At 56.2% G+C, this 361-nt stretch carries 1 protein-coding gene; it reads left to right on the top strand.

The features are described from left to right. Positions 1 to 84: 84 nt before the first annotated feature. Positions 85 to 361 (top strand): OsmC family peroxiredoxin (locus A3764_RS22765; RefSeq protein WP_150122423.1); only part of this gene is annotated, 277 nt, incomplete at its 3' end.

Raw genomic sequence — 361 nt, forward strand, 5'->3', positions numbered from 1 at the left:
TTAAATCGCGCACGATATATTGGAACGTCAAGAGGTTTCAGACGTTGTGACGCCAACCCCCAACTGAAACGAAAGGTTTACACTATGAGCATCAAGAAACACGGTTCCGCCAAGTGGACAGGCAACCTCAAGGAGGGCAAGGGCCACGTCTCTACCCAGACCGGCGTGCTGAACGATCAGCCCTACGGGTTCCAGACCCGCTTTGAAGGCAAGTCCGGCACCAACCCCGAGGAACTGATCGGCGCTGCCCATGCGTCCTGCTTTTCCATGGCGCTGTCGATGATCCTCGAAGGCGAAGACCTCGTTGCCGACAGCATCGAAACCAAAGCCACTGTTCACCTTGAGCAGAAGGACGGCGGGT

It is taken from the genome of Sulfitobacter sp. HI0129 (genome assembly GCF_001635395.1).
Taxonomy (GTDB): domain Bacteria; phylum Pseudomonadota; class Alphaproteobacteria; order Rhodobacterales; family Rhodobacteraceae; genus Sulfitobacter.